The organism is Ehrlichia ruminantium str. Welgevonden, assembly GCF_000026005.1.
Taxonomy (GTDB): Bacteria; Pseudomonadota; Alphaproteobacteria; order Rickettsiales; family Anaplasmataceae; genus Ehrlichia; species Ehrlichia ruminantium.
This window is the reverse complement of record NC_005295.2, coordinates 816,358-837,749: the sequence shown is the minus strand read 5'-3', so window position 1 is coordinate 837,749 and position 21,392 is coordinate 816,358. Positions and strand designations below refer to the sequence as shown.

At 27.5% G+C, this 21,392-nt stretch carries 15 protein-coding genes and 1 tRNA gene; 11 read left to right on the top strand and 5 right to left on the bottom strand.

What is annotated here, in order from left to right:
- The first annotated feature begins 137 nt into the window (after positions 1-137).
- Positions 138-1,868, top strand: coding sequence for an arginine--tRNA ligase (gene argS / locus ERUM_RS02685; protein ID WP_011155172.1), 1,731 nt, complete (start codon positions 138-140; stop codon positions 1,866-1,868).
- A 117-nt stretch (positions 1,869-1,985) separates the two neighbouring features.
- Here argS and ERUM_RS02680 read toward each other — a convergent pair whose 3' ends face one another.
- From ERUM_RS02680 to ERUM_RS02670, 3 genes are read right to left on the bottom strand one after another with little or no spacing between them, the layout of a single operon-like run.
- Positions 1,986-2,507 carry a 5-formyltetrahydrofolate cyclo-ligase gene (locus tag ERUM_RS02680; RefSeq protein ID WP_011155171.1) on the bottom strand — a complete coding sequence of 174 codons (522 nt, stop codon included), beginning with the start codon at positions 2,505-2,507 and terminating at the stop codon, positions 1,986-1,988.
- A gap of 2 nt (positions 2,508-2,509) precedes the next feature.
- Complete coding sequence (locus tag ERUM_RS02675; protein ID WP_011155170.1) at positions 2,510-3,226, bottom strand: 16S rRNA (uracil(1498)-N(3))-methyltransferase; 717 nt, start codon at positions 3,224-3,226, stop codon at positions 2,510-2,512.
- 10 nt (positions 3,227-3,236) lie between these two features.
- Positions 3,237-3,680 (bottom strand): peroxiredoxin, encoded by a 444-nt coding sequence (locus ERUM_RS02670; protein WP_011155169.1) that lies wholly within the window; start codon positions 3,678-3,680, stop codon positions 3,237-3,239.
- A 137-nt stretch (positions 3,681-3,817) separates the two neighbouring features.
- Between ERUM_RS02670 and ileS the strand changes: the two genes are divergently transcribed.
- Together ileS and rsmH are read left to right on the top strand one after the other, a co-directional pair.
- Positions 3,818-7,132 carry an isoleucine--tRNA ligase gene (gene ileS / locus ERUM_RS02665; protein ID WP_011155168.1) on the top strand — a complete coding sequence of 1,105 codons (3,315 nt, stop codon included), beginning with the start codon at positions 3,818-3,820 and terminating at the stop codon, positions 7,130-7,132.
- Positions 7,133-8,825: 1,693 nt separating this feature from the next.
- Positions 8,826-9,731 (top strand): 16S rRNA (cytosine(1402)-N(4))-methyltransferase RsmH, encoded by a 906-nt coding sequence (gene rsmH / locus ERUM_RS02660; RefSeq protein WP_011155167.1) that lies wholly within the window; start codon positions 8,826-8,828, stop codon positions 9,729-9,731.
- Between the two features lie 1,793 nt (positions 9,732-11,524).
- On the opposite strand, the gene cgtA is transcribed toward rsmH, so the two are convergent.
- The gene (gene cgtA / locus ERUM_RS02655; protein ID WP_011155166.1) at positions 11,525-12,547 is read right to left on the bottom strand and encodes an Obg family GTPase CgtA; all 1,023 of its coding nucleotides are present in this window, start codon (positions 12,545-12,547) and stop codon (positions 11,525-11,527) included.
- Positions 12,544-13,809 carry a phosphopyruvate hydratase gene (gene eno / locus ERUM_RS02650; RefSeq protein WP_011155165.1) on the bottom strand — a complete coding sequence of 422 codons (1,266 nt, stop codon included), beginning with the start codon at positions 13,807-13,809 and terminating at the stop codon, positions 12,544-12,546. Before eno ends, cgtA begins: the two co-directional genes overlap by 4 nt.
- Before the next feature lie 165 nt (positions 13,810-13,974).
- Between eno and rplU the strand changes: the two genes are divergently transcribed.
- From rplU to ERUM_RS02610, 8 genes are all read left to right on the top strand, one after another.
- Positions 13,975-14,283: a 50S ribosomal protein L21 gene (gene rplU, locus ERUM_RS02645; protein ID WP_011155164.1), complete on the top strand. Its 309-nt coding sequence runs from the start codon at positions 13,975-13,977 to the stop codon at positions 14,281-14,283.
- A 5-nt stretch (positions 14,284-14,288) separates the two neighbouring features.
- Positions 14,289-14,555, top strand: coding sequence for a 50S ribosomal protein L27 (rpmA, locus tag ERUM_RS02640; protein WP_011155163.1), 267 nt, complete (start codon positions 14,289-14,291; stop codon positions 14,553-14,555).
- 14 nt (positions 14,556-14,569) lie between these two features.
- A tRNA-Ile gene (locus ERUM_RS02635) sits at positions 14,570-14,646 on the top strand.
- A gap of 149 nt (positions 14,647-14,795) precedes the next feature.
- Positions 14,796-16,073, top strand: a complete 1,278-nt coding sequence (nuoF, locus tag ERUM_RS02630) for an NADH-quinone oxidoreductase subunit NuoF (protein WP_011155162.1) — start codon at positions 14,796-14,798, stop codon at positions 16,071-16,073.
- A gap of 992 nt (positions 16,074-17,065) precedes the next feature.
- Positions 17,066-17,668, top strand: coding sequence for an NADH-quinone oxidoreductase subunit J (locus ERUM_RS02625; protein WP_011155161.1), 603 nt, complete (start codon positions 17,066-17,068; stop codon positions 17,666-17,668).
- The gene (gene nuoK, locus ERUM_RS02620) at positions 17,652-17,978 is read left to right on the top strand and encodes an NADH-quinone oxidoreductase subunit NuoK (protein WP_011155160.1); all 327 of its coding nucleotides are present in this window, start codon (positions 17,652-17,654) and stop codon (positions 17,976-17,978) included. The genes ERUM_RS02625 and nuoK overlap by 17 nt, the downstream gene beginning before the upstream one ends.
- A 73-nt stretch (positions 17,979-18,051) precedes the next feature.
- Positions 18,052-19,920 (top strand): NADH-quinone oxidoreductase subunit L, encoded by a 1,869-nt coding sequence (gene nuoL / locus ERUM_RS02615; RefSeq protein WP_011155159.1) that lies wholly within the window; start codon positions 18,052-18,054, stop codon positions 19,918-19,920.
- 6 nt (positions 19,921-19,926) lie between these two features.
- Positions 19,927-21,387, top strand: coding sequence for a complex I subunit 4 family protein (locus ERUM_RS02610; protein ID WP_011155158.1), 1,461 nt, complete (start codon positions 19,927-19,929; stop codon positions 21,385-21,387).
- The last annotated feature ends 5 nt before the right edge of the window (positions 21,388-21,392 follow it).

Genomic DNA, 21,392 nt, shown 5'->3' with positions numbered 1-21,392 from the left:
GGATCGCTCTCATAACATTTTGTGTTTTTTGATTTTTTTATATGTGTTTAATTTTGTAAGTATTATTACTGCTGTTTACTTTTAATATTGCTAAAAACCTGTATAATAGCAAAATTATAAAAGAATTACTGAATATAATGAGTGTAGCTTGTACTATTAGACGTCATATAATAGAAAAATTACATGTATTAAACATTGATAACTTTGTAGTAACAAATGAGTCAATATTAGCTAAGTTAATAGTTGATTATCCTAATAATCCTGACCATGGTGATTTATATACTAATGCAGCTTTAATTTTGAGTAAGTATATTAAAAAGAATCCTATGGATATTGCAAAAATCTTAGTGGATGAATTTTCTAGTATTAAAGAAATATCTGATATTAATGTTGTAAAACCTGGTTTTATTAATTTTAATATTTCTCTTGATGTGTGGTATGAAATTATAATTTCTATTAACAGATTAAAAGAGAAGTTTGGTCATGTTAATTTTGGTAATGGTAAGAGAGTAAATATAGAATTTGTATCTGCTAATCCAACCGGACCAATGCATATTGGTCATGCGCGTGGTGCTATATTTGGTGATGTACTTGCTAATTTATTAGAAAGGGTAGGATATGAGGTTGTTAGGGAATATTATATTAATGATGCAGGTGCACAAATAGATGTATTAGTTGAATCAGTATATTTAAGATATAAAGAAGTTTTAGGTGAAAATATTGTAATAGGAAGTGGCTTATATCCTGGCTTATATTTGAAAGATATAGGAAAGTTGTTATATCAAGAATATGATAGTGGTCTACTTGGAATGGATTATAGTCAGAGAAGAAGAATTATACGTGATGTTTCTTTGATGTATCTTATGAAGCTTATAAAAGAAGATCTTGCATTGTTAGGTATCAAACATGATATTTTTACGTCAGAATCACAATTACAAAAAGATAACATTGTACAAAAATGTGTAGAGCTTTTGCAAGAAAAGCAGTTGATATATTATGGTACTTTAGATCAACCTAAGGGTACAGAAGGTATAAATTGGAAACCTAGAACTCAGATGTTATTTAAGTCTACTGATTTTGGTGATGATGTAGATAGAGCTTTACAAAAAGCTGATGGTAGTTGGACGTATTTTGCAAATGATATAGCATATCATTTTTATAAGATTTCACGTGGTTTTCAGCATATGATATTGGAACTTGGTTCTGATCATATTGGGTATGTAAAAAGATTAAAAGCCGCTGTAAAAGCACTAAGTGATGGTAATGCAACGATTGATATAAAGCTACATAGTATTGTTAATTTTCTTGATAATGGAGCTCAGGTTAAAATGTCAAAAAGATCTGGCGAGTTTCTAACTATTAAGGATGTTATAGAAAAGGTAGGAAAGGATGTAGTTAGATTTATAATGTTAACTCGTAAAAGTGATGTGGTTTTGGATTTTGATTTTGCAAAAGTAGTGGAACAGTCTAAAAATAATCCTGTATTTTATGTACAGTATGCACATGCTCGTGTTCATTCACTTATACGTAATGCACCAAAAATTCTAGAAATAGAACTTGTAGATTTTTCTGTGTTATCTTCAAAGGAAGAAATTTTATTAATTAAGCTATTAGCAAAATGGCAAGATATAGTTGAAATATCCGCAAAAACTGCAGAACCACATCGTATAACATTCTATTTAATAGAAATTGCTGAAGCGTTTCATGCGTTATGGGGTTATGGTAATAAGAGTACAGATATGCGTTTTATTGTAGATAATAATATAAATCTCACATCTGCCAGAATATATTTAGCTAAATCTGTTGGATATGTTATTGCAAGTGGTTTAACAATATTCTCTATTGTACCATTGACAGAAATGAAATAACTATACAAAATATATTAAGATATCATTAGTGTTTTATATAAGTTTTTACGTACATTTATTGCTATAAATAATGTATTTTTTACTTGATCTTAAGGCAAGATAAGTTTTAATAGAGACTTAAGTTGTATATACCATATTTTCTGTAATTACCATATCTAGTATTTGATCGTGTGGTTCAGTAGGTATTTTGTCACATAACTGTATATTATATGCTATTCCTATTGTTTTACAATGTGGTTTAAGTTTAGCAATAGTAGTGTCATAGTATCCACCACCAAAACCTAATCTATTTAACTTTTTATCAAAAGCAACTAGTGGTACTATTATGATATTTGGAATAATATGGTTAGTAGTATTCCATTGATGGAATGACAATATTTTGCTACCTTGATCTATTACAGGTACTGCTACTACATTGCCTTTTTGTAATAGATGATGCATTAATGGTAAAACATCTATTTCACCATCTATAGGTATGTATCCAGAAGTTATAGATGATCCTTCTGTTATTACATTATTTATATAGTTATTTAGTAATAGACGAGCTGCTTCTTCCTTATGAATAACTTCCTTTCTTAGTTTCCTATATCTTTTGCGTAACTCAGTTTTTTTTTGATGAATGTTTTCAATATTAACCATATTTATACGTAATAATACTCATTTACATAAGCTAGTGCACTGACAACTGCTGTATCTACTCTTAGTATTCTTGTTCCTAAAGATAAACCATTGCAAAAAGTATATGCAAAATCCAATTCTTCAGAAGAAAAGCCACCTTCTGGTCCTACAATAATATAAATATTATTCTTATTTGTTAAAATTTCTGCTGGTTTTTTACCATTTCCTGTTTCATCGCAAATAATAAAATTGATATTTGCTGTATCTAGTTTTTTTAAATCAGTAAAACTAATTGGATGTGATATTTGTGGTATATCAAGTCTTTCGCATTGTTCAGAAGCCTCAATAGCCCACTTTCTACATTTATCTAAATTGATATTACTAGTTGCTATATGTTTTGTATAAATTGGCTGTAAGAGTGTTACACCCATTTCTGTTGCTTGTCTAATTATATTAGGCAATATGGTACCTTTTACAATTCCAAAACACAATGTTAAATTTTTGCTCTTTACCTGTTTTCTAGTTAATTTATCTATGCGGATTTTGATGTTGTTAGATAATTCACATATCTCACCTATCCATTCTCCGTCCTTACCATTAAATATTTTAACATAATCACACTTTGTTGCGCGCATTACTTTAGATATGTAATGAGATGCTAGAGTATCTAATTTAATAATAGAGTGTTTGCTAATTGAATCAGGAACATATAGCCTAACATTTAGTAACTTATTATGCATCTTACTTTAATTATATTATTTCCCTTATTATCTCTAAAATATTGTTAACATGTCCAGCTACTTTTACATTGCGCCAAATTTTCCTAATTTTTCCATTCTTATCTATCAAAAATGTTGAACGATCTATTCCCATATATGACTTTCCAAACATATTTTTTTGTACCCAAGTGCCATACTGTTGGGATAATTCGGATTCTTCATCTGATATCAATTCGAATGATAAATTGTGTTTCTTTTTAAAGTTTTCATGCGATCCTTGACTATCTTTAGATATACCGATAATTACTGTATCTAAATCAGCAAAATCATTAATTGCAGATTGAAAATCTTTTGCTTCTCTAGTGCACCCTGGTGTATCATCTTTTGGGTAAAAATATAAAACTATATTCTTAGTTCCTTTGTATGTATCTAGACTTTTAAAATATGGTGCTGTGTCTCCTATTGCTACTGTCATAAAACCTCAATATGAATTTCTTAAAACAATGCTATGAATATTAATATGAGTCAATAATTTTTACATATTTATAAACTGTGATTGCAGCTTATACAAATATGTGTATAGTAAAAACTTTACACTTAATAACACATGTTATGAAAGAATATAACTCACAATTTACAGAAGGATCAGATTTCTCATTAATAGAAGAGCAGATATTAGAATTTTGGAAAGAAAATAATATTTTTAAAAAATCTATAGAAAATCGTGATGAGAAAAGGAGATTTATATTCTATGACGGTCCTCCATTTGCCAATGGGTTACCTCACTATGGTCATTTACTTACTGGGTTTATTAAAGATACAGTTGCGCGCTATAAGACTATGGCAGGCTTTAGGGTGGATAGAAGATTTGGCTGGGATTGTCATGGATTACCAGCTGAAATGCTTGCAGAGAAAGAATTGGGGGTATCTGGAAAATTAGCGATAGAAAAATTTGGAATAGAGAAGTTTAATAACTATTGTCGTAATTCAGTAATGAAATTTTCAAGAGAGTGGAAACAGTATATTGATAGACAGTCACGTTGGGTGGATTTTGAAAATGACTATAAGACAATGAATTTGTCTTTTATGGAATCGATAATGTGGTCATTTTATCAATTATGGCAAAAAGGACTTATATATGAATCTATAAAAATAGTCCCATATAGTTGGGCATGTCAGACACCATTATCAAATTTTGAAACTAGAATAGATAATGCGTATAGACAAAAGACAAGTAAAACAGTGACTTTAGCGTTTGAATTATTAGATGCACCAAAATCTTTAATAGTAGATAATATAACAGCATATAAAATACTAGTGTGGACAACTACTCCTTGGACCTTGCCTTGTAATCTTGCTTTAGCTATTAGCCCAAATATTAAGTATTGTGGAGCAATCATAAATAAAGAAATGTATATTTTTTCTAGGGCATATTTGAAAAACTTTGAAGATCATTGCAGGAAAAATAATATAGAATATCTGATACATAATGGTGATATTTGTTATTTAAGTTTAGAATATTTGTCTTATAAACCTGTATTTAATTATTTTATTGATATAAAAAATGCATTTAAAGTTTTAGTTGCAGATTTTGTTGTAGAAGATGAAGGCACTGGAATAGTACATATGGCACCAGGTTTTGGGGAAGATGATTTTATATTATGTAAAAAACAAGGTATACCAGATATTGATGATAAGGATACTTCAAAATTACTTGCGACAATCTGTCCAATAGACGATGGAGGAAAGTTTACTGAGAGAATTTCAGATTTTGTTAATATGCATGTATTTGATACTAATGATCAGATCATAAGTATATTAAAAGCAAAAAATCTTTGTTTTAAAACAGATCAATATTTACATAATTATCCGCACTGTTGGCGTACTGATACTCCATTAATATACAGAGCAATGTCATCTTGGTATGTTGAAGTTACAAAAATTAAAAATAGAATGATAGATCTAAACAAAGATGTAAATTGGATTCCTAGTCATATTCGTAGTGGACAATTTGGTAAATGGCTTGAAAATGCTAAGGATTGGGCAATCTCACGTAATAGATTTTGGGGAACTCCGTTGCCAGTATGGAAATCTGATAATCCTAATTATCCTAGGGTTGATGTATATGGATCAATAAAAAAAGTATTTGATGATATAAAAGCACTAGAAGAGGATTTTGATATACCTATAGATGATTTACATCGTCCATATATTGATAATTTAGTACGTCCCAATCCTGATGATCCGACTGGGAAGTCAATGATGAGACGTGTTACTGATGTATTTGATTGTTGGTTTGAATCTGGATCGATGCCATATGCTCAACTTCATTATCCATTTGAAAATAAAGAACTTTTTGAGAATTATTTTCCAGCGGATTTTATTACTGAATATGTAGCTCAAACTAGGGGATGGTTTTATACATTATTTGTGTTGTCTACAGCTTTATTTGATAAACCTCCATTTAAGAATTGTATATGTCATGGTGTGGTATTAGATACTCAAGGACAAAAGTTGTCGAAAAGACTTAATAATTATGCTGATCCAATGGAGATATTTAAGCAATATGGCTCTGATGCTATGCGTTTTCTAATGTTATCTCATACAGTGTCATATGGTGGAGACTTATTATTGGATAAAGATGGTGTTATGGTACGTGATGTAATACGTAATGTAATAAAGCCAATGTGGAATAGTTATAATTTCTTTACTATTTATGCTGATATTGACAAAGTAAACGCAAGGGTTATCTCTGATCTAGATGAAGTAGATAACATTATGGATAAATATATAATGTGTGAGTGTATCAGTACTATACAGTCCATATTTAATGCTATGGAAGAGTTTGATCAGAGTGTCGGTAATTATGGATATAATATAAAAGCTGCATGTAATAGTATTGTACAATTTTTTGAAGTATTGAATAATTGGTATATAAGAAGATGTAGAAGTCGCTTTTGGTCATCAGAAATTACTAAAGATAAGGTAAATGCTTATAATACTTTATACACAGTAATGTACTATATGGTAAAAGTATCAGCACCATTTTTGCCTGCTATTACTGAAGCAATTTGGCAAAAATTGAATTTCCAGGAAGAGGAATCAGTACATTTATCGTTATTGCCTAATATAGAGCATATTACGTTAAAAGATGAAGATCAGAAAAATATACAATATATGAAACTTATCATAAATATATGTGGTTGTGTGCTTTCTATTAGAAATGTTCGTAATATTAGAGTGAGACAGCCTTTAAATAAGATTACTATATATAGTTATAATAATAATGATTTATTTAACTTACCTGTAAAATACCAAAATATTTTGTTAGATGAAATAAATGTAAAAAGCATAGTGTTTAAGTCTAATATTGAGGATATTGCTTCGTTTCAGTTGAAACTTAATTTTCCAGAATTAGGAAAAAGAATACCAGAAAAAATGAAAAACTTGATATCGTTGTTAAAGAGTAATCAATGGAAAATACTGGAAAATGGCCAACTAATGCTTGGTATTAGAGAAGGTGAACACTATATATTAGAAGACAATGAATATACATTAAATCTAAAGGTTCACAGTGAATTTGCGTCCACTATAACTTTGGGGCCAAATTTACTAGGAGTATTAGTATTAGATAATACACTAACTGATGAATTAATTATGGAAGGTATAGCAAGAGATATTGTTAGGATAATTCAACAATCTAGGAAAGATAATAAGTTTAATGTTTCTGATAAAATTGATGTAGTGATATGTACTCAAGACAAAATGGTTAAAAATTCAGTACAAGCATGGTACGAATATATTGTACAACAAACTCTATCTCTATCACTTGTTATATATGAAAATTTGGATGCTAATAACGTAGCAGAATATTGTAAAACTACAATGAAAGATAGAAATTTAACTCTTTTTATTAAAAAGTTATAATTTTCTTGAAGTAAAATGTAAAAATATCTAAAGTTTTACTTATATTTTCTTTTTTAAGGAATTATGTATTTAGTCTATATTATTTTCATATAAAATTGTATAGTGTTAAGTTAAATTTTATGTCAGATATTGTTCAATTAGATGTTATAATGTTAAAAAGGTTTTATTATAGCAATATGTTTAATGTCTTTTTATTTTAATAAATATAAATAAAATTAGTATCTTAATATAAGATAAGTGTGTATTGTAACAATGTTTGTGAAAATAATATTGCTTATTTTTGTTAGTCAGTTTTTATTGTGTTAAGGTATTTGTTAGGTTAATAGATGTTAAGAAATGCATGTAAATATGTTAGATATGTAATTTTAATTATACTAATTTCATGTATTACTAATATTAATTTATACATCATATGATATGCAAATATATAATAGTTGCTGTGTAGATATAAGGTATTATTATGGGTATTAGGTAAAATCTGTTTTTATAAATGTTTTAAGTGTCTGAGATTTTATGAACTTATATTCTGTAGTTGATAAAACAGATATTAGTTTAAAAGTTATAACATATAGAACAATATATACTGCTTAAAGTATAAATATTAATAAGTTTTTTACAAAGTAGGTAATATGCAATTTTTTTGATTGTATAGTGTTCAGGTTCTCTATAGTCTTTTATTTTTAGTCAGTTTGTTAGTATCATCCTAAAAATATAAAAAATTATATATTATATTAAAGTGTATAAACATTATTCATTAATTTATATATCTTTAATAAGATATATAAATTCTCTTGATATATTATTTTATCTGTATAGTACTTTGATCACAACTTATAAAGTTTTTTTATGTTATGTATTTATTAATTACACTAGCTTAAGTAGTTTTCAATATGTTATATACGTAGATTTGAGAAATGTTGTATATATTACAATAAAGCACTGATAGTGTATATTAAATTAATATAAATATGTAGAATATTATAAATTTTAATTAAACATTTATCTATTTATTAAAGTATTGTTTAATATACAGTGTGTACTGTACATGTAAATTGGTAATGATTAGTTATCAGGTGTTAAAATAGTAGATGTATAAAGTTATACTAAGGTTATTTAATAAATGTATTTATATGATATCGCTAGTGAGGTGTAGTAAGGTATAATATAACTTGATAAATTCTTATTACCTACTTGATATATTATTAATATTAAAAATAGTATTACGAGTTATTTAGTGAGTTAATCATGGTAATGATTTTTATATAAGTTAATAAGTTGTCTGATTATTAGATATAGTTTTTTATAGTATACGTATTTTTTAATATTTATGGATTAACAAATCTTATTAATAAAACAAAAATTTTCTCATATGAGCAAGCAGTAGCACCCTTTACAAACAAAACATTGTTATAAAATATGCTTTGGTTCGATTTTTGTTTATCTTTTATTAATATGGAAGTTGTTTTCTGTATTAGTTAAGCTTTATATCGATATGTACAACACAACATTTTATGTGCATTAAATTATTATTTATTTGGTTTACATAGTTTGTAGTGAGGTAATTATTTTTATAATTTAAGTAATACTTGATTTGTGTTATTGCTGTGGTTTTATAATGGAAATGTGTAGTGAAAAATGGTTTTTTATGTTAAAAGTGTAAGAGTAATAAAATTTTTTCAGAGTAGATTAAAGAATGTACCATACTCCTGTTTTATTGAAGGAAATGTTAGATATATTGTCTCCTCAAAATGGAGGGATATATGTTGATGCAACATTTGGTTCAGGAGGATATAGTAGGGCGATTTTAAATTCTGCAGATTGTCAAGTTTATGCTATTGATCAGGATGAATATACTTATACTTTTTATGAAAAGTTATCTAATGATTTTCCTAATAGAATACATTTCTTTATTAATAAATTTAGTAAAATACAGCAAATATTGAATAATGTGCAGATAAAAAAGGTAGATGGTGTAGTATTTGATATAGGAGTGTCTTCTATGCAATTGGAAGATGCTAGTCGTGGGTTTTCTTTTTCTAAGAATGGGCCTCTTGATATGAGAATGAGTACCTCATTGTCTGGTGTTGATGCACGTATGTTTGTGAATACAGTATCTGAAGTAGAAATGGCTAATGTTATATATCAATATGGAGGAGAAAAATATTCACGAAAAATTGCAAGAGCTATTGTTAATGCTAGAAATAAAAATATGATTAATACTACAGGAGAACTTGCATCAATAATACGTTCTGTGGTATCGCGTAGTAAAAACCATAGTATTGATCCAGCTACAAGAACTTTTCAAGCAATTAGGATATGGGTGAATAAAGAATTAGAGGAATTAGAGAAAGGTATAGCTTGTGCTGCAAATATATTAAATCAGGGTGGAAAAATAATAGTAATATCTTTTCATTCTTTAGAAGATAGAATTGTTAAAGTCATATTTAAGTTATTGTGTGACGGAAAATCTGTCAATTTATTAAATTTAGGGTTAGGATTTCAGTTAATTAATAAAAAAATAATTAGACCAACTGCTGAAGAAATACATAGTAATCCTAGAGCTAGATCTGCAAAATTGCGTGCTATATTAAAACTATGAGAGTGTATTAAATATGATTTGCTAACTATATTGTTTCTTTCATAGTAAATTTTGGAAGTTTTATAGTTATCAATTAAATAATATTTGACTAATACGTTAGTATGGTTGTTATTTTATGATATGTTATACTCTTACTTTTTTAGTATATTGATATATTTTCTCATATAATTTATGGAAAATAAAAGATATTTTAATATTGATTGGTTTTATTGGAAATATATAGTGATGTAATATATTTATCTGATAATATTGATGTAGGATATTATCCAATTGCCTAACTATTAGTAAAAAAAGCTATTACAATATCTTACTCTATTTATATATTATTATATATGTGATACTTTCCATGTATATTTCTATAATTTTTTTATGGAAAAGCCAGTATTATATAAACTAGTGTTAAATTTTATGTTTATAAGATGCTATATTTATTTACACTCTTTAAGTGTGGGTTTTAGTGTCAGTATAAGTACAGTATTTTGTTAGTTAAAATTTCATTATAATCAATATAAATCTACAAGTGTGGAAGATTTATATTGATATGAATCATGAGATGTTAGCACTTGTTCTGATGATTAGGCTAAAATGTACATAGCATCCATTAAATTTACAACATTAGATAAATATTCAAAAATACTACGTATTTCATTAGAAATATAGATAGTTTAGTCAAATTATTCATGTAATATCTTAGCTCATGTTAGATTGATCTATAAGTAATACAATGATTATTTGATATCGATATAAAAAATAATTTATTCAAAATAGTATATAAAATGTATTGAGATTGTATATTGTAAAGTAACTTTTGATGTGGATATTTATGCTAGTTATTTAGCAAAATTATCTATAGTTATTAGCTTTATTGTATGTTCTGATTATTATTTAGTCATGTCATTAAGTTATGCATCGATAAAACCTACTATATTGTTGTAGGTGATAGTATTATGTAATAGAAAATTATTATGTTTAATATAAATATTAGTAACGTATTACAAAATGAAGTTAACTATAAAAATCTTGTATTTATTGTTATGTTTTTTTTTGATGCATTATATACTTATTTTGAATTTATCTGTAATGTTATGTATTCCAATACAGTATGTAGTTAAGTGTTATGATATAATTATTGCTTAAAATTAGATATTAAGTTTATAAGATTTTCTAATTTTTTATATATTTTTTTACAATCCTAATATTATATTAATAATATGATCCAATTTATTTTGTAGAAATAAAGTTATTCTACAGTTTAGTAATATATTGTTCTAAAAATGTTTCAGAGTTGTATTAATTAGCATCTATTGATGATCATAGTTATGGTAATGTATTGGCATTACATTTATCAATAATCTTATGTTATTAGTACTATTCATTAATTACATACATGTAAAAAATATCAAAGAACACAAAATGTTATGAGAGCGATCCTTTTAAGAAAACTATTTAACTAATCTACATCTATTTTAAAAAATAATTTTTACTACCATAATAAAAACTCTTTATTTTCTAATTCTACTTAAACACATTTTCTAATATTATTAAATGTAATTTAAATATAGTCAGAGTAGTTAGAATTACTTTTAAAAAAATAATATAGTTTAACTATTATATGTAACATACTATAAATTCCTATAAAATTAGTTTATTAGTTTATGTACGGTGGTTACAATTATAATTAAAAACTTTTTTTATAAAGATCGAATTGAAGCATTATTATTCTTAATTTTAACACTTAATGTTATTTAACTAGTTTTAGTGATTTAGATTAAATCATTCTGTTTAATTTAAGATTAAGTGTTGAAAGGATCATATATAAATGGTTTGTTTATAGAACAATCTTTATTTATATGTTTTATTAATATTGATAGAATATGTTGTTTACTTTTTTTAATAGATGATGTGAATATTTCTTTTTTTGTATGTTCAGCAAGTAGACGTTTTTTTATAGCTATTTCTTCTTTATCAAGCAAATCACATTTATTCAACAATATAAATTCTGTTTTTTCAGTTAGTGCTTTGCTATAAAGTGATAGTTCTTTTCTAATACATTTGTATGAATCTATTATGTCTTCCAATGTGCAATCTATAATGTGTAATAATATAGAACATCTTTCTATATGTTTTAAAAACTTATCTCCTATACCGTATCCTAAGTGAGCTCCTGAAATCAGTCCTGGTATATCAGCTAAAACTAATTCTGTATTATTAATGAAAGCAACACCTAACTCTGGTTCTAATGTTGTAAATGGATAATTTGCTATTTTTGTTTTTGAATTAGTGCAAGAAGCTAAAAAACTTGATTTTCCTGCATTTGGTAATCCTATGATTCCAACATCGGAAATAATTTTTAATTTCAGTATAATCCATTTTTCTTCTCCTTGTTCACCAAGTGTGAAATATCTTGGTGCTCTATTAGTAGAAGTTTTATACCTGGAATTACCTATTCCACCTTTTCCACCTTGTGCTGCTATAAATTTTTGGTTTTCAGAGTTGAGATCGGTAATTAATGTTCCTTCTTCATCATATATTTGTGTACCTATAGGTACTTCTATAGTAATATCTCTTCCAGATAATCCAAATTTATTCTTGCTTAATCCCGGATGTCCATTTTCTGCTTTTATATGTTGCTTATACTTAAAGTATATTAAGGTATTGACATGATGACTTGCAATAAAAATAATGCTACCACCATTACCACCATTACCACCATCAGGGCCACCAAATTCAATGAATTTTTCACGACGAAAACTACTACATCCATCCCCACCTTTCCCTGCTTTTAAGTAGACTTTTGCTTCGTCAATAAAGCTCATAGCATTCCTTGATATATTGCTGAGGTATTTAATAACTTTTCTATATATAATAGCTCGTTATATTTTGCTAACCTTTCAGATCTTGATAAAGAACCTGTTTTTATCTGTCCACAATTTACTGCTACAGCTATATGAGAGATTGTAGTATCATTTGTTTCACCTGATCTATGAGATAGTATTACGTTGTAGTTATTTTTCTGAGCAAGTCTTATAGCATTTAAAGTTTCGGTTAGAGTACCAATTTGATTTGGTTTTATTAATACTGCATTTGCCATATTATTATCAATACCATTTTTAATCAATTTACAGTTAGTTACAAATAAATCATCTCCAACTATTTGTATTTTATCTCCTAGTTCTTTTGTTATCATTTTCCAGCCTAGTGTGTCTTCTTCTGCAATTGGATCTTCAAGTGATATAATAGGGTACTGAGTAACTATATTTTTATAATATTCAACTAGTTCATGAGTACTAAATTGATAATCTGAGAATTTATATTTTTCATTTTTGTAAAATGTAGATGCTGCTACATCTAATCCTAGTGAAAAATCCTTATATACTTTATATCCTGACTTTTCTATAGCATCTATAATAATATCAAATACTTCTGTATTATCTTTTATATTAGGGGCAAAACCTCCTTCATCTCCTACATTTGTATTATATTGTTTTTGTTTTAAGATTTTTTTTAATGTGTGAAATACTTCAGATGACATTCGTATTGCATCTTCAAAACTATTAGCTCCATGCGGAATAATCATGAATTCTTGAAAATCTAAATTATTATCTGCGTGCATTCCACCATTTATGATATTGATAAGAGGTGTTGGAAGAATCTTTGCTGTAATTCCTCCTAGATACTGATATAATGGAATATTCAATGTTGAAGCTGCAGCTTTTGCAACTGCTAGTGATATTGCAAGTATAGAATTTGCACCAACTCTTGACTTATTGTTTGTACCATCTATTTCAATTAGTGCATTATCTATTTTTTCTTGATCCAAAGTTTCTAATTTTATGATTTTTTGTCCAATTTCTGAATTGATTAAGTTTACTGCTTTTGTAACTCCATATCCATGGTAATAATTTGTATCGTGATCCCGTAGTTCTACAGCTTCAAATTTTCCTACTGATGCTCCTGATGGTATAGAGGCTTTTGCAAATACATTATTTGATAATGTTATTTGTACTTCAATAGTAGGATAACCCCTACTATCTAGAATTTGCCTAGCTGATATGTTATTAATTTTTACATTAGCCACAAAGTACCTTTTATTATTTGGAGTTAATGATAATAATTACTTTCTTATGTAATGTAAATGTGTATTCTAGGTGTTAAGTTAATTAAAATCACAATATTATTGACAGATTATGTTATATTACGCAGAATTAGCTAGAGTAATTTTTAAGAACACTAAGAGATATATATGTTTGCTATTATTGAAACTGGTGGAAAGCAATATAAAGTAAAGGAACACGATATTATAAGGATAGAGAAGTTAAATGCAAGTGTAGGAGAGGAAGTTACTTTAAGTAAAGTGATAGCATTAACTGGTGTGAATAATGAAGTTATTTTTACACAAAATGCAAGTGTTACAGCATCAGTTCTTGAGCAGTGTAGGAATGATAAGGTAATAATATTTAAGAAAAAGCGCCGTAAGAATTATAGGCGTAAAAATGGTCATAGGCAATATATGACTGTCTTACGTATTACTAAAATTAATAATATGGAGTAGAAGTTATGGCTACGAAGAAATCTGGTGGTAGTTCCAGTAATGGTAGAGATTCGAGGGGTAGGCGGCTAGGTGTAAAGAAATTTGGTAGTGAAAAAGTAATCCCTGGTAATATTATTATACGTCAAAGAGGTACTAAATATCATCCTGGTAGAAATGTCGGTATTGGAAAAGATCATACTATTTTCTCTAAGGTTTCAGGTGTTGTGTACTTTAGGAAAGGGGCTTTAAATAAGACATTTGTTGATGTATTAGAGGTTAACTCTGCTTCTTAAAAATGTGTTATATTGGGCTTGTAGCTCAGGTGGTTAGAGTGCACGCCTGATAAGCGTGAGGTCGGAAGTTCAACTCTTCCCAAGCCCACCAATTGTATTAATGTTTTAGTAAAATTTATATAGTTGTGTTGTATTTATTTAGATAACAGTTATATAGTTTTAATATGTGGAATCAATATGTTTATATTGGATGTCTGTTTTTTAGTTTCCAATTTTTAGTTCTTGTTTATTTAAAGCTTTATGTTAGAAGATAAAGACAAAGTTTTTACTAATCTTAGTGGTCAAGGTTCTCCATTTTTAAAATCTGCAAAAAGTAGAGGTATTTGGAGTAATATCTTAGATATATTAAATTTAGGCTCAGAACACATTATTCAAGAAGTAAAAAAATCTGGATTACGTGGTAGGGGTGGTGCAGGTTTTTCTACAGGACTTAAGTGGAGTTTTATGCCAAAAACCAGAAAAGAAGGACAGCCAGCGTATTTAGTTGTTAATGCTGATGAGTCGGAACCTGGTACATGTAAAGATCGTGATATATTAAGGTATGAACCACATAGGCTTATTGAAGGAATATTAATAGCTGGGTTTGCTATGAGAGTGACTACAGCTTATATTTATATTCGTGGTGAATTTTATAATGAATATTTAATATTATCTGAGGCACTTAAGGAGGCATATAAAGCAAAATTAATTGGTAAAAATGCATGTAAGTCTGGTTATGACATAGATATATTTATTCATAGAGGTGCTGGTGCATATATTTGTGGGGAGGAAACTGCTCAGCTTGAATCTTTGGAAGGTAGAAAGGGGATGCCAAGGTTAAAACCACCATTTCCTGCTGCAATAGGATTATATGGATGTCCTACTACGATTAATAATGTTGAAACTATTGCAACAATTGGTGAAATTTTAAGAAGAGGTAGTAATTGGTTTGCATCTCTTGGAAAGGAGAATAATACTGGTACTAAAATCTTCTGCATATCAGGACATGTTAATAATCCGTGTAATGTAGAAGAGGAATTAGGTATTCCTATGAGAGAGTTAATAGAGAAATATGCAGGAGGTGTTCGTGGTGGATGGGATAATTTATTAGCAGTAATACCAGGTGGTTCTTCAGTTCCTGTGCTTCCAAAATCTATTTGTGATACTATTACTATGGATTTTGATTCTTTAAGGGCTGTGCAATCTGGTTTGGGTACTGCAGGTTTGATAGTGATGGATAAATCAACAGATATAATTGCAGCTATAGAAAGGTTATCACATTTTTACATGCATGAATCTTGTGGGCAGTGTACACCATGCCGTGAGGGTACTGGTTGGATGTGGAAAATCATGAGGAAGCTAGTAAAAGGAACTGCTACATATGATGATATTGATTTATTATTAAGTATTAGTTATCAGATAGAAGGACATACAATTTGTGCTCTTGGTGATGCTGCAGCTTGGCCAGTACAAGGTTTAATTAGACATTTTAGAGGTGTTATTGAAGAGAGAATAGATAATTGTATTAGAAAATCATAGAAAAAATAACATGTCTATTTTACAATATAGGTGAGATACAATATCATTTATAACAATCTTTTAATTAATTTTTAGAGAACAATTTTTCTTCTCATTACATTCTATTTAGGTATTATCACATAAAAAAATCACAAAAAGTTGTTTGAGTGTTATCATAATTAAGCAATAAATTGACTTATTCAGTACTTTATTGTTAATATATGAGTTTTACAATCTTGATATGATGTAGTTGTATCTAGATTATATATGTTGAGTATCTTGATTATATTATAGTTTTATAATGCAAGGTAATATTTTGATTATCTAAATTTATACAATAAAGATATAGTGATTAGTATAATAATGCTTGTAGTAAATTTATATAAAAACTAAAGATATTTTATCTTAATAATTATTCCTATGTTATGTATGCTATTTTATTAATATGGATGAACTTTCTTTTCAAAGTAACTTAATAATTGTGAGTATTGCTGAGACTGCAATTGTTAAAGGATTAACACTAAATAAGGTGGGTAATGTAGTAAAATAATTAAATCAAAGAAAATAGTTATGTCTTCTTTAAGATATAATATTCACTATGACCTGATTGTATATATTTGTAATATTTATAAAAATTACTTAATTCAGTATTTGTAAAATTAATAAAAATATTTACCAAATGAATTTTCAGTAAATTAGTATTTTTAAACTAACAATATATTTTGTTATTTTATAGATAAGTAGATTATGTGCTATTAAAATGGGTCTATTTTATATAGAGTGCTAGAGCTTTATGTATATATTTAGTAGGTATACCCAGAGAATGGATTTTTTTGCTTAAAAATTTAAGAATTTATTTATGCTTTGTTGTTTAAATATATGGCCTAAATCTTTAGTCAGTTAATGTATGATGGCTTTTAAGTTACTAATTAGTAGTTTACTTGAATATTTTATTAGTTATACTTTAGATGATTTTGGCTAAATTTGTTAATCATTAAACAGATAGAAATATAATGATTTATTTTTTCTTTCATTTTTTTGCAGTATTAGTAATACTATCTTCTATAGCTGTAATTTATGTATCTAATCCTGTATATTCTGTTTTATTCTTGATTTTAACATTTTTTATGTCTAGCACCTTATTTATATTATTAGGTGCAGAATTAATAGCAATGTTAGTTATAATAGTATATGTTGGTGCTGTTGCTGTATTATTTCTGTTTGTTGTAATGATGTTGGATATAAATTATTCAAGATTTAAGCATGGTTTTACGAAATATTTTGTTATAGGATTAATAAGTGGAATGATACTTTTTGTTAATATGGTATTTATTATAAAACACTCTGCAACAGCTGACTTAGTTACAGAATCTAAGCCTTATGTTAGTAATGTTATGGCTATTGGCAATCTAATATATACAAAGTATATGTATATATTTCACTTGTCTGGTGTATTGCTATTAATATCGATAATTGGGTCATTAGTATTAACTTTGCGTGATAAAGGTAATAATATACGTAGGCAAAGTCCAGATATTCAGATAAGTAGATCTCCCTTTGTAAAATATGTAGATGTTAAGGTAAGAGGAGGGGTAAGTTATGAAGACTCTGATTGATGCTGGAATTACTCTAAACCATTTTCTAATTTTAGCTGCAGTACTGTTTACTACTGGAATTTGTGGTATTTTTATAAATCGCAAAAATATTATAACAATCTTGTTATCAATAGAACTAATGTTATTAGCAGTTAATATCAATTTTGCTGCTTTTTCAGTATATCTTGACAATATCTTAGGGCAAGTATTTGTCATGTTTATCTTGACAGTTGCAGCTGCAGAGTCTGCAGTGGGATTAGCAATTATTGTTGTATATTTTAGGAGTTGTGGAAATATTGATATTGAAACAGCAAATAAGATGAAAGAATAATGAAAATGTACTTTTTTTGTCTAGTTATTTATGTTTAAATATTAAAAATAGTAATTTATTGGAGATCAGTTTTATGATAAAAATAGAGCTATTATGTGTATTATTACCTTTAATAGGTTCTGTTTTTGCTAATATAATAAGTCATCGATTTTTTGCACAGTTGTGTGCTGTTTTTTTTATCACTTCTTCATCATTATTATCGTGGTATTTATTTTTCAATTTTCAAAATAGCTATATTATTGATTTATTCTCATGGATTCAAGTCTATGATTTAAAAATTCACTGGTCGTTGTATTTAGATTCTTTGAGTATTATTATGCTTGTTATAGTGAATACAGTGTCAGTAGTAGTACATATATATTCAATAGGTTATATGTCTCATGATGTAGGAGCAGCTAGGTTTTTGTCATACTTGTCATTATTTACATTTTTTATGTTAATTTTAGTAACAAGTGGTAATTTTTTACAATTGTTTCTAGGGTGGGAAGGTGTTGGTCTATGTTCTTACTTATTGATAGGATTTTGGTTTGAAAAATCTTCAGCTACTAAAGCTGCAATGAAGGCATTTATTATAAATAGAGTAGGTGATTTTTTTTTTATATTAGGGATTATAGCAGTATTTTTAGTATTTGATTCGTTAGATTTTGCTAGAGTATTTCATAGTATAGTGAATTCAGATTATAGAATTGGTATAATTAATTTTTTTGGTTATCAAGTCCCTTATATAGATGTTATATGTGTACTGCTTTTTATTGGATGTATGGGTAAGTCTGCTCAAATTGGTTTACATACGTGGTTGCCTGATGCTATGGAGGGGCCTACTCCTGCTTCAGCATTGATTCATGCTGCAACTATGGTAACAGCTGGAGTATTTCTTGTTGTTAGATGTTCTCCATTATTTGAGTTATCAGATGTAGCACGTCATTTTATATTAATTGTGGGAACAATTACTTGTTTATTTGCTGCTACTATTGCTATTGTTCAAACTGATTTAAAAAAGATAATAGCATATTCTACTTGTAGCCAATTAGGATATATGTTTCTTGCATGTGGTTTGTCAGCATATAGTGTTGCTATATTTCATCTAATGACACACGCTTTTTTTAAAGCATTGTTGTTTTTATGTGCTGGTAATATAATTCATTCTACACATGAGCAAGATATTTATAAAATACGTGCTTCTTGGCGTCAAATACCATTCACGTATGTGTTAACTTGGATAGGGTCTTTAGCATTAGCAGGTATTTTTCCATTTGCTGGTTTTTATTCAAAAGATTTGATTATTGAAAGTAGTTATAATGTTAGTAATACTGCTTTTATAATATCTAACATAGTTGCATTTTTAACTGCATTTTATTCTTGGAGATTAATTATAATTGTTTTTCATGGTATTGATTCAGAAAAAAAATCTATATTTGAGTCAGGAAAAGTAATGCTTTTGCCTTTGTTAGTATTATCCGTAGGTTCTATATTTTCTGGTATGTGGGGGGAAAAGGTATTACTAATAAATGATCATATATTTTGGAAAGGTAGCCTTACAATACACACCCATGAAGATGTTGGGTTATTAATAAAGTTATTACCTTTAGTTTTAAGTGTTTTAGGGATAGTGTGTGCATATTTAAGATATTATTTTAACTATTTTACTTTTTTTAAGTTTCATAGGTTAACTGAGTTCTTGTATAAAAAATGGTATATTGATGAATTATATTATTACGTATTTGTAATACCTATTAAATTAATTGCTGACTTTTTTTCACAAATTATTGATAAAAAAGTTATTGATTATTTTGGGTTAGGTGGTATTACTAGAACGGTAAATTCCTTATCAAAAGGTAGTGTTAAAATACAGACTGGTTTTATTTTCGATTATGCATTTGTAATGTTATTAGGATTGATAAGTATTGTCATGTGGTTAATTTATAATAATACAGGATTTTAAAACCTTATGCTGCTTTTTATGATTTTGTTGCCAATATTAGGGTCGTGCTTATTAACAATTAATAATTTTAAGACAACTTCAGTATTGATAAAGGTAATTTCTCTAATATCTTCTGGGGCTACATTTATTCTCAACTTTATTATAGCTATAAAATTTGACTATTCATATAAGGGATATCAATTTATATGTAACTTGTTACATGGTTTTTCAATAGGAGTAGATGGTTTATCATTACCTCTTATATTATTAACGAGTTTCTTGTTTTTATTATGTACTGTGTTTTCTCTTTTTAATATGAAGATATATAACTTACGTACGTTTATTGCATTATTATTATTATTAGAAGGATTAACGATCGGAGTATTTGCTTCACTTGATATTATAATGTTTTATATATTTTTTGAATCTGTTTTAATTCCTATGTTTTTTATTATAGGAATTTGGGGACATGAAGACAGGATATATGCTACATTTAAGTTATTTTTATATACTTTAGCTGGGTCTTTGTTATTCTTAATAGCTATTATATATATATATCTTTTTTCTGATAAGGTAAGTAATATAGAACAATTAAGTTACATTTTACCTAACTTTTTAAATATAAAAGCTCAGAAGTGGTTATGGTGTGCATTTTTTATCTCTTTTGCAATAAAAATTCCTATTGTTCCTTTTCATACGTGGTTGCCTAATGCCCATGTTCAAGCACCAACTGTTGGATCTGTATTATTGGCTGGTATTTTGATCAAAGTAGGGACATATGCATTACTTAGATTTTCTATTCCCATGTTACCAGAAGCTAATATGTATTTTTCAAATTTTGTTATAATATTGAGTATTATTGGTGTTATTTATGCTTCATTAATTTCTTTTGTTCAGAGTAATATTAAGAAATTTATTGCATATTCTTCAATTGCTCATATGGGATTTGTTACTGCAGGGATATTTTCTTTTAATGAATATGGAATATCAGGTGCTATATTTCAAATGATTAGTCATGGGTTGATATCTGCAGCATTATTTTTTTGTGTTGGTATGCTTTATGATAGGAATCATACTTTAGAGATATCAAAATATAGTGGTTTAGCAAAAGTAATGCCAAAGTTTTCTATAATGTTTATATTTTTCACTATGGCCTCTATTGCTTTACCTGGTACTTCAGGGTTTGTAGGGGAATTCTTGTCTATATTAGGAGTTTTTCATTATTCTAAATTATTTGCAGCTTTGATTGCTACTGGAGTTATATTAGGTGCTGTATATATGTTATTTTTATCTAAAGAAATAATCTGGGGAGCATCTAATAGTAGTTTAATTGTATGTGACCTTAATAAGAATGAGTTATTTATTTTAATTATTTTAGCTACTCTTGTACTAGTATTTGGAATATATCCTTATTATATTTTGTTAAAATCTTTGTCTCCATTTATGGAGCAATTGTCGTTAAGAAACTTATACTTTAGTAGTATTTGAGATTA